Here is a 313-nt window from a genome sequence, read left to right as displayed (position 1 = left end):
AGCTGAGACAAAGAAAAGACCAAGATTAATTCGATTAAAAGAGGTGATGCACATTACAGGCTTAGCACGTGCCACGATTTATAAGTACATAAAGGCTAAAACATTCCCTATGTCAGTATCATTAGGCGACAGAGCGGTTGCATGGGTTGAAAGTGAAATTGACAAATGGATTGAAGATCGAATCGTTGAAAGGGATGACTGTTTACAGGGGGAGTGATGCATAGCGGGGAGGTGCGATCAAACGACCTCCTTGATTTTTACTCTAACGTCGATCTGCAATTTAATTTGTCTGGCTTGTTTTCGGGAATAAGCG

General features: G+C 41.9%; 1 protein-coding gene. It reads left to right on the top strand.

Annotation, left to right across the window (positions count from 1 at the left end; all coding sequences use genetic code 11):
- The coding region (locus tag AC4GME_RS16815) for a helix-turn-helix transcriptional regulator (protein ID WP_490379830.1) at positions 1-217 on the top strand (217 nt) is incomplete at its 5' end.
- Positions 218-313 lie beyond the last annotated feature (96 nt).

The sequence above is a fragment of the Psychromonas sp. genome (assembly GCF_983033635.1).
The sequence above is the reverse complement of the archived record's forward strand: the minus strand, read 5'-3'. Positions and strand labels throughout refer to the sequence as shown.